The following is a 9,038-nucleotide window of genomic DNA, read 5'->3' as shown; positions in this document are numbered from 1 at the left end:
ACAACCACACCCCCCACGGCACCCTCCTGCGCCGCGGCGGCATCTAAACCCCACCCGGGCAGGCAGCATCGCTAAAGTGCCTGACGGTCAACCGGGCCGGCAAGAATCCCGGGAGAAACAGCTAGGCTTCGGATCATGACTCCTTCTTCGGAAGATCTTCCCATTCGTGCTCCCGATATTGCTGCGGGCGGCAAAGACCGCAGTTTCCGGTCGGAGCTCGACCGTCAGAGATACACCGCAGTTAATGCGGATTGGGCCGGTGGCCTGCCCGCCCAATACGGTGTGGCTCCCCGGGTGCGGATCGGTCAAAACAGATGGTTCAACCTGCTGTGGCTGATCCCGATCGGTCTCTTGCTGCTGCTGGTAGCTGTCGCGGTCGCCAAGGGCCTCCGGGGGCTCCCGTCGGTGCAGGATTTTCTCGTCCGCTATCCGGGCATCTCGGCATTGCCCGGTAGTGCGCCCGTCGGGTTCCCTGTGTGGGTCGGCTGGCAGCATTTCCTGAATATGTTCTTGATGATCTTCATCATCCGGTCCGGGATCACAATCATCGCCGACCACCCGCGGCTCTACTGGACCCGGCACTCCACCCCCGGCCGCGACTGGTTCCGGGTCCAGAAACCCGTACCGCCCAACCCGCTCTACACGGCGAAGGAGGATTCGATCACACTGCCGGACGGAGTCGGCCTGCCGGGGCGCCGGCACTCCATCGGCTTGGCCCGATGGTGGCATCTGGGCATCAACACCCTCTGGTTGGCCAACGGCGCCGTCTTCTTCGTGCTGCTTTTCACAACCGGACAATGGATGCGCCTGGTCCCGCTGCACTGGGACGTCATCCCCAACGCGCTCTCCGTGACGATCCAGTATTTGTCGCTGGACTGGCCGACAGAGAGCGGGTGGAGCAATTACAACAGCCTTCAACTGATCGCTTACTTCATCACGGTTTTCATCGCTGCACCGTTCGCCCTTATTTCGGGGCTTGGAATGTCGCCGGCACTCTCCACCCGGTTCCGGCGCATCAGCTCCATTTTCAGCATCCAAGCTGCCCGGTCGCTGCATTTCCTGGTCCTGTGCTGGTTCCTGATGTTCATCGTCCTTCACATTGCCCTCGTAATGACCACCGGAGTCCTCCAAAACCTCAACCACATGTTCGCGGCCCAGAACAACGAATCCTGGACGGGGTTCTGGATTTTTGCTCTCGCCATGATCGTCCTGATCGCCGCCTGGGTGGCAGCCACCCCATTCACCTACAGGCATCCACGGGTTGTTCAGAAGGTCGGATTCGCTTTGACCGGACCGGCGGAACGCCTGTTCGAGCACCTCGACGCCAAGCCTGGCCAATACACGGAAAAGGACATCTCCCCATACTTCTGGCACAACGGCAACTATCCGGACACCGAGCAATACCTACAACTGTCCGCCGGCCACTTCACCAACTACAAACTCCGCGTCAACGGGCTCGTTGAGAACCCGTTGGAGCTGGACCTGGCACAGTTGCGGGCGTTGGAGCATCACGAGCAAATCACTCAGCACTTCTGCATCCAAGGCTGGTCCGGTGTCGCCAAATGGGGCGGCGTTTCCATGCGTACCATCCTCGACATGGTGAAGCCGAGCGCGGAAGCAAAGTGGGTAATCTTCTACTCCTTTGCGCCCGGCCCCGAAGGCGGCCTGTATTACGATGCCCACGCCATCGAACAGATGGACCACCACCTGACCATGCTGGCCTATGACATGAATGGCGCCCCCTTGTCGTTTGGCCATGGGGCACCTGTGCGGCTCCGGAACGAGTCCGAGCTTGGCTTCAAAATGGTCAAGTGGATCGAAGGAATCGAGTTCGTCGAATCCTTCGCAGCTATCGGCGGTGGTCTTGGCGGATACAACAACGACCACGAATTCTTTGGCTACCGGCAATCGATCTAGCCCAACGTCCGCCCCCGGAGCCTGGGAATCTTGCTTTCGCACTGGAACTCGCCGCCGTAACCTTTTTCATTCGCGGCCGCAGCCCGGCCGAAACCACTGGCCATGTCCGTTAGGCCCGCTGCTCGATGAGGGTGAGTTGGGTGCCGTCGGGGTCCACGAGAAACCCGGCCCGAAGACCCCACCCCTGCATACGGACAGGGCGCAGTCGCGGCATCCCGGTAGGGACGTCGGGCACCCCGAATCGGCGGATTGCCTCGTGCAGCTCGTCGACGTCGATGACGCGCAGGCAGCACATAAAGCTGCTCACTAGAGGGTCAAGGTCGGGGGCTGGGAAGAATTCCAGCTGCAAGCCACCTCGGGCCAGAATCATCCAACCCTCGTCGCGAAACACTCGCTGGAAACCAAAGCCGCCGTAAAAGGCTTCAGTCCGGTCGAAGTTTCGGGACGGAAGATTCGGCACAGCGCGGTCGATGACGGGATTCGAGACCATAAACCAATAATGGCAGAGGACGTACCTCTTCGACGTTGTCAACTTTGCCTCGGCATTAGTGCTTGCACTCGTGACTGTGAGCCGCTTCGAGCTAATCTCTTTGCCGTGATTGAAAACGCTGCAGTCTAAATGACTGCCGGAACCAGCCGCCAACTGTGCCAATCGAGATCCCCCGGCGTTTAACGGTAGCCTCCCAGCGGAAGATGGCAGCATGGGGGCATGACTCCTGCTCACGGTTTTTCCGGCATCTTCCGGCGTCCCCAACCCATCAAACCCAGGGCCGGTCAAGAATCGGTGTGGGACTACCCGCGGCCGCCAAGGGTCGAACCGCGACCGGACCGGGTCATCGTGCGGCTTGGCGGGGAGGTGATTGCCGACACCACCGATTCAGTGCGCGTCCTGGAGACCAGTCATCCGCCCGTCTACTACTTGCCATTGGAATCATTCCCGGCCGGTGTACTCGTCCCGGTCGAGGGCACCAGCTTCTGCGAGTTCAAGGGAGAAGCGCACTACTTCGACGTCGTTGCCGGCGGAGTCTCTGCTGCCAGGGCCGGGTGGATTTACCCGGAACCCGCCCGGGGCTTCGAGGCGCTCAGTACCCGGGTAGCGCTCTACCCCGGTCGCATGGAATCCTGCGAGGTCAACGGCGAGCAGGTGACGTTCCAGGACGGTGACTTCTACGGCGGTTGGATCACCACGCAGATCGTTGGTCCGTTCAAGGGCGGCCCCGGTACGGCCGGCTGGTGAGCACATCGGCCTTTCCCGCCGGCAACACTCGTCCGTGACTTCGTCTCTGGCGGCACAGTAGAACCAGTACAGCAACTCCCGCCGCTGCAGGTCCTGCGGGATGCCCCTGAAACGAAGAACACCGCCATTTCCAGCTGACCTTAGACCGCCGTGCCGGTCCGACCGTCACTGCCGTGGACGTCGGATAGATGCGAGTCTGAAAATCCCAGCGCCGCGGACACAACCTGGTGGTTTGGAACTGCGATCGGCTTTGATCTGTTCAAACTGTTCGGCCCTGGCGTGGATGATCTGGGTCAAGGCGTCCCCCTGGTGTTCGCTGATGGATTATGCGGTTCACGAAGGTCAGTCGCGGAGCGGGACACCGTTGGAATCGGTGCGGAAGTAGGCCGAGCCGGCGATGATCATGATGCCCTCAACGACGCCCCACAGACCGACGATGCCAAAGGTAAAAACACCCAGGACGAGCGTCAGGACGAGCTGGATGACCGCGATCTTGGTGAAGCCGAGGTAGAAGCGGTGGATGCCCAAGCCGCCGAGGAAGATGCCCAGGAGTCCGGCGACGACCTTGGACTTGGGCTGCGCGTAACCGTACGCGGGGTTCGGCATTGGCGGCTGTCCCTGGTACTGCGGCTGCGGGGCGTGGCCCGGGTACTGCGGCTGCCCCGCATATGGGTACTGCTGGCCCTGGTACTGCGGCTGCCCGGCATATGGCTGCTGCGGGCCGGCCGAATAGCCCGGCTGGGGCTGGGGCTGCGGCTGCCCGGCATAGGGGTACTGCTGACCCTGGTAGGGAGGCTGCGGCTGGGCGCCGGACGGGTACTGCTGGCCCGGGGAGGGCGGTACAGTGGGCGGCCCGTAACCTTCCGGCGGAACAGCATTGGAGTCAAAATTGGGCTGGGTCATGGTGGTGCCTTTCAATGGAGTGATGATGCAGTCACGGCAGTCCAGGCGGCAGCACCGTCAAAGACTGCTTCCCCCAAGAATCCACGTGCCGTCATCATTCTGACGGAACAAATCCGTCAGCGCGACACGACACATTGAATGTCCTAGCCAAAGGCCCGCGTAACCGACTCGCCGTTGAATTTAAGCGCAATTGCCTGCCGTTCGCTGCGGCTCACACAGCGGCTCTCGTGCCCGCACAACACCAAGAGCCCGAAGGCACCATGGGACTCGCTGTCCACGACTCCGCCGGGCACGCATCGACAGCCGGTGGTCAGTTGGCGCTGGGAGCAGGATGTTCCGGGTACACAGTGAATCGACCGTCGGAGTCCACGTCCACGCTGCGGCGACCTGCGCGGCTTCGCTCCGTGGCCGGCCCTGGCCGTGCCCTGCAGGATCACGACCGTGTCGTGGGACCAGACGGAACCGGCATCGTCACGCAGCGGCCAGTATCCCTCGTTGCCTGTGTCCAGGGTGCGGATGCCGAAGCCCGAGCACATCGCCAGAGCCAAGGCCCGGTCCAGATTCCCCAGCAGCGCTTCCACCTCGTCGCGGGGCATGCCCAGCCGATCGTGTCCGGTTTCGTCCGACCTATTGGTGAGCGCAGGACCTGTAGTCTCAGGGCATGCTCACGGCTGCAATCATTCTCATCACCGCGGCCCTGGCCTTCTACTCTGTTGGTGTGTGGGCCGAACATCGCCAGCGCGTTCTCAAGTGGTGGCATGCGGGGTTCTTTGGCCTGGGGCTGATCTGCGACGGCACCGGAACCTACCTGATGACCCAACTCGCGGCATCCGGGGCGGCCCGTGCAGGTGGAATCGGTGCAGGACTCAATACCATCATGGCCATAACCGGTCCTGCGGCGTTGCTGCTTATGCTGGTCCACCTGGCATGGGCGGGCATCGTGCTTCTGCGCGACCGCGACGCTGAAAAGAAGCGCTTCCACAAGTTTTCCCTCCTCGTCTGGGCCATATGGCTCGTCCCGTATCTGGCCGGAGCCATCGGCAGCAATCTGCGCTGACCTGGCGCGGGACCGGTAAGGGGGCGGACTCCATGTGAACGAGGTCGGCGTCAAAAAGCGTCAAGTGGATGACCAGGATCGAATCCGTTGAAACGTCCGGGACATGGGCGGGCGTCATCATCGACGTAGTTAACGTCGACCAGGTCCTCATTGCCCAGGATGCCGGAGCCGTGGCAGTCATAGCGCTGGAACGCAGTCCGGCCGACGTCCGGGCCCAGGGCGGCCCGCATGTCCGATCCGGACATGATTGAGGCGAACATCGCCGCAGTGTCCATTCGGGTCATGGCGAAGGTCCGAATCGGCCACTTCGTCGAGACCCAGGTCATCTAGCCTGGCCGTGGCTGGTAACTGCACCAACGCCCAACTGACTCGCAGGTGGGGTCGTTTTGAGGGCTCAAAACGACCCCACCTGCGAGTCAGTTGGGCTGCGTGGGGTGGGTTGGTCACGCCACCGAAGACTCCAACATCCTCTGGTTAGCCCAGGTCCCGGACTAGCAGAGAACGAACCACGCACGCGATGGACCATTCCGTTGCCGCTAGGCGGCCCACGCGGTGCCAAACAGGTGTTCGGCCAACCGGAGCAAGTGTGCGGGCGCATCTGTTTCGTCGCCTTTGTCGCCGTGTCCAAGAAACACGGCCGTACCGCTGACTGTCTCCTCGAAATGTAAACCTGCTTCGCGCATCAGCACTTCGGCCCGGACGTTCTGGGGCAGGGGAATAAAGTCTGCTTCGTCGTTCAAATAGACATGCCAATCCCCGCAAGTGAACGCTTCAACATTTCCGTCAATCAAGGCTTGGCGTGCGGCCGGCGTTGTGTCGATCATTTCCATGCGAACGGCTTGGCCGAGGCGAGCCGGGATGATCAGGGCGTTACGTTGCGAGCGCATTCGAAATCCCTTCTTCGCAACCCTTTGTTCGTTGGTGAATTACAGAGCCTGCATGTCGCGTGACAGCGACCGCAAGCCGCTGGTGGGGTCCTATAGCCCAGCGCGCGGCTGCCGATCGTATGACCTGCGCGGTCTTCTACCGATGCGTCAACGCTGGTTTTTGCGAGGCTTTATGTACAGACTCGGGCTGGTTGCGCCTTTTTCTCTTTTGTCGGCCCTCTTTTCAAGAATCGACTTTCCCGCTTTTTTGGTACCGATATTTCTAGGGGACTTTCCTGACAATGGAATCACGCCTTTCTAAACGCTATCTATCGACAACCATACCCGCTTATATTTTTAATGCCAGTCCCCGAGTTGCCTGCCAATATTGACTGGTTATGGACGAAGGTTGGGCCAGAAATATTTACCTTTGACCGGGCCGGCTATTGCCCGTGGAAGGACGTAGTTGTTCCGCTCAGGACTGCCATGTTGGCCGTGAAGTGAACCATGCCTGACCTCCCGTTGCCGCTGCCGCTGCCGCTGCCGGTCATTCTGTGACTGCCACTTCGCTTCCGGCTGAAAGCCCACACCCGGGGTGAATTTTTGCGGCTATGACACGGTCGAACGAGGGGGGGCAAGTAGCTGTCATACCGTGGCCACAAAGGGTCGACACAGTCAGCCCTCCACCGCCGTGGACCTGATGGGGGCTCCGGCGCATACTGTGAGGATGAAATTCACCACGACCATCCTGGGCAGCGGAAACAAAGTCGGCATCGAGGTCCCAGAGGACATCGTAGTTGCGCTTGGTGCCGGGAGGCGGCCCCCGGTGGTTGTGACAGTCAACGGCAAAAGCTATCGCAGCAGCATCGCAGTGATGGGCGGCCAGAACATGGTTGGCGTCAGCGCGGTCAACCGTGAACTGACGGGGGTCTCTGCAGGGGACACTGTGGAGGTGGACGTCGAGGTGGACACCGAGCCGCGAATCATCGATGTTCCTGAGGACCTCGCCGCTGCCCTTGCGACGGAACCCGAGGCGAAGGCCTTCTACGCGACGCTGAACTACAGTAGCCAGCGGCGCTACGTGGAGCCAATCGCGAATGCAAAAACTGCAGAAACCCGCTCCCGCCGAGTCGCCAAGGTGGTAACTGATCTCAAGGCCGGTCTGAAATAGTGGGCGTTCCCTGGAGCACCTTCACCCAGAGTGCGGCCGCAGTTTCCTCGACCCGCACTAAGGAACAACGACCATGGCCGCTAAGCAACCGCTGAACATCACCTTTACCGCGCTTCTGGGCAGGGTGCGTCCGGGAGACACGTGGACCTGCGTCCAGCTTCCGGATTCGGCTCAGATCTTTGGCACCAGGGGGCTTGTCAAAGTAGCCGGCACCATTGACGGGTACCCGTTTACCGGAGCGTTTATGGCGCTGGGCGATGGCACACACAAGTTACCGGTCGCTGCGCCCGTGCGCAAAGCCATCGGCAAGGCTGATGGCGATAGCGTCGAGGTAAGACTCACCCAGCGGTTGAACTAAACCTCAGCTCCACGACGTCCCGGCGAGGGTTGCCTCTACGCACCCCCGAACGCGGGCGTAACAGGCTTAACATCAGCTGCCAAGCGGATCAGTATTTGCCCTTGATCACAAAGTAGGAGCCGCGGATAACGCCTGCCAGTTTTGACTTCTGGCGGGCGAACTTGAAACGTGACTCCAGTTCCGCTGGAATCTCCATGCCTTCGGCCAGTTTGAATCCAACCGCCCGTTTCCCGCCGTCCTCGATGCTGTACATAACGTTGATCGACAGCCCGGATTCGTAGAAAACGTAATCCATCCGTAAACCGCCGACTTCAAACGCGGTCGCCTCGAGCGGGCGGGAGCCGATGACGAGGTCGCGCTCGTCCTTAAGAATGCGGCTCACCCTATCGACTACTTCCGGAACCTCGCTTGCGGGGCTAACGGTGAAGACGTGGTCGTATTTGTTGCGGTAGTAGCGTCCCTCGTTGGCGCGTAACCCAGCGAGCGCCCCGGCGACCGGAGACGATTCCAGGCCGACAGTAGAAACGTTCGCGAAGTCAACAACGTATGGCATGCGCCCTCCTGACTAGATGTGTTGGACCAACGATAACGGGCCTTGTCTCGAGTGGCGTCCCTCCCTTGCACCGCCCAGCCATGTTTGTAGACTGCAAAGGTATTCACATATGCGGTTGGCCGAAGTTGGGAATGAAAATGGCGGCTTTTCGGGATCTCCACAACACTGCGTCGCCGCTGCTGCTCCCCAATGCCTGGGACATAGGGTCTGCCTTGGCATTTGCGACAGCAGGATTCCCGGCCGTCGGCACCACCAGCTTTGGTATTGCGGCAAGTGCCGGCCTGCCCGACGGAGGACGGTCCAGCAAGGCGGAAACCTTCGCACTGGCGGCGCAGCTGTGCCGCCTGCCTGTCCACGTCACGGCGGACATCGAAGACGGCTACTCCGATGATCCTGCCGAGGTTGCGGAGACTGTGGCCCGACTGGCTGCCCTGGGCGTGGCCGGGATCAACCTGGAGGACAGCACAGCCGGGCACCTGGTCGATCCCCCAGCCTTTGCCGAGAAGGTTGCCGCCGTCAAGCGACGCAGCCCGGAAATGTTTGTCAACGCCCGGGTGGACAACATTTGGTTCGGCGAACAGGCCACTGTGGATGCCGTCCTGCTCCGCGCCTCGGCCTACGCCGATGCCGGGGCGGATGGCATCTTTGTGCCCGGACTTGTGGTTCCGGAGGACATCCGGGCCATCACCGCCGGCATCGGGCTGCCGGTCAACGTGCTGGCACATCCCTCGCTGACTGTTGCCGAGCTGGGTGAGCTGGGGGTCCGGCGCGTAAGCTCCGGCTCCCTACCGTACCGGGCAGCTGTTGACGCGGCGGTGATGGTGGTCACGGCCCTTCGTGGCGGCCGGCAGGCGCCGGTCGCCACCCCGTACTGGGAGATGCAATCGCGCCTCGTAGCATTCAGCCAGCGCCCCACGGAGCCGTAGGAGGCCACCTGGATATGGGTGGTGTTGCTGCCCCGAATCGATCAATACGA

Annotated in this window: 11 protein-coding genes and 1 pseudogene; 7 read left to right on the top strand and 5 right to left on the bottom strand. The window is 61.4% G+C overall.

Translation table 11 applies throughout. The annotated features are described in order from the left end of the window. Window positions 1–135 precede the first annotated feature (135 nt). Window positions 136–1,917: a molybdopterin-dependent oxidoreductase gene (locus QK287_RS16425; RefSeq protein ID WP_282360803.1), complete on the top strand. Its 1,782-nt coding sequence runs from the start codon at window positions 136–138 to the stop codon at window positions 1,915–1,917. A 109-nt stretch (window positions 1,918–2,026) separates the two neighbouring features. Here QK287_RS16425 and QK287_RS16420 read toward each other — a convergent pair whose 3' ends face one another. Further along, complete coding sequence (locus QK287_RS16420; RefSeq protein ID WP_226775736.1) at window positions 2,027–2,407, bottom strand: bleomycin resistance protein; 381 nt, start codon at window positions 2,405–2,407, stop codon at window positions 2,027–2,029. A gap of 219 nt (window positions 2,408–2,626) precedes the next feature. Here QK287_RS16420 and QK287_RS16415 point away from each other — a divergent pair, with 219 nt between their 5' ends. Beyond that, window positions 2,627–3,154, top strand: a complete 528-nt coding sequence (locus QK287_RS16415; protein ID WP_226775737.1) for a DUF427 domain-containing protein — start codon at window positions 2,627–2,629, stop codon at window positions 3,152–3,154. A gap of 342 nt (window positions 3,155–3,496) precedes the next feature. On the opposite strand, the gene QK287_RS16410 is transcribed toward QK287_RS16415, so the two are convergent. After that, window positions 3,497–4,057: a TM2 domain-containing protein gene (locus tag QK287_RS16410; RefSeq protein WP_282360802.1), complete on the bottom strand. Its 561-nt coding sequence runs from the start codon at window positions 4,055–4,057 to the stop codon at window positions 3,497–3,499. A 143-nt stretch (window positions 4,058–4,200) separates the two neighbouring features. Beyond that, on the bottom strand, window positions 4,201–4,653 hold the full coding sequence (locus tag QK287_RS16405) for a hypothetical protein (protein WP_226775739.1): 453 nt from the start codon (window positions 4,651–4,653) through the stop codon (window positions 4,201–4,203). Window positions 4,654–4,718: 65 nt separating this feature from the next. Here QK287_RS16405 and QK287_RS16400 point away from each other — a divergent pair, with 65 nt between their 5' ends. Both QK287_RS16400 and QK287_RS16395 read left to right on the top strand, forming a co-directional pair. After that, the gene (locus QK287_RS16400) at window positions 4,719–5,114 is read left to right on the top strand and encodes an HsmA family protein (RefSeq protein ID WP_282360801.1); all 396 of its coding nucleotides are present in this window, start codon (window positions 4,719–4,721) and stop codon (window positions 5,112–5,114) included. 68 nt (window positions 5,115–5,182) lie between these two features. Beyond that, window positions 5,183–5,441, top strand: a pseudogene (locus QK287_RS16395) (pyridoxal 5'-phosphate synthase lyase subunit PdxS); the annotation flags it as partial. Between the two features lie 209 nt (window positions 5,442–5,650). On the opposite strand, the gene QK287_RS16390 reads toward QK287_RS16395, so the two are convergent. Then, a complete protein-coding gene (locus tag QK287_RS16390) occupies window positions 5,651–6,001 on the bottom strand; it encodes a hypothetical protein (protein ID WP_226775741.1) in 351 nt (116 codons plus the stop codon). A gap of 706 nt (window positions 6,002–6,707) precedes the next feature. On the opposite strand from QK287_RS16390, the gene QK287_RS16385 reads away from it, so the two are divergent. Together QK287_RS16385 and QK287_RS16380 are read left to right on the top strand one after the other, a co-directional pair. Further along, complete coding sequence (locus tag QK287_RS16385) at window positions 6,708–7,151, top strand: YdeI/OmpD-associated family protein (RefSeq protein ID WP_226775742.1); 444 nt, start codon at window positions 6,708–6,710, stop codon at window positions 7,149–7,151. 73 nt (window positions 7,152–7,224) lie between these two features. Continuing rightward, a complete protein-coding gene (locus QK287_RS16380; protein ID WP_226775743.1) occupies window positions 7,225–7,509 on the top strand; it encodes a DUF1905 domain-containing protein in 285 nt (94 codons plus the stop codon). A gap of 88 nt (window positions 7,510–7,597) precedes the next feature. On the opposite strand, the gene QK287_RS16375 is transcribed toward QK287_RS16380, so the two are convergent. Then, on the bottom strand, window positions 7,598–8,062 hold the full coding sequence (locus QK287_RS16375) for a phage tail protein (RefSeq protein ID WP_253032922.1): 465 nt from the start codon (window positions 8,060–8,062) through the stop codon (window positions 7,598–7,600). Window positions 8,063–8,199: 137 nt separating this feature from the next. Between QK287_RS16375 and QK287_RS16370 the strand changes: the two genes are divergently transcribed. Further along, the gene (locus QK287_RS16370) at window positions 8,200–8,988 is read left to right on the top strand and encodes an isocitrate lyase/phosphoenolpyruvate mutase family protein (RefSeq protein ID WP_282360799.1); all 789 of its coding nucleotides are present in this window, start codon (window positions 8,200–8,202) and stop codon (window positions 8,986–8,988) included. Window positions 8,989–9,038 lie beyond the last annotated feature (50 nt).

Origin of the sequence: Arthrobacter sp. AL05 (assembly GCF_029960715.1) — a bacterium.
Taxonomy (GTDB): domain Bacteria; phylum Actinomycetota; class Actinomycetes; order Actinomycetales; family Micrococcaceae; genus Arthrobacter.
Note: the sequence above shows the minus strand (reverse complement) of the source record. Positions and strands in the feature narration are given on the sequence as shown.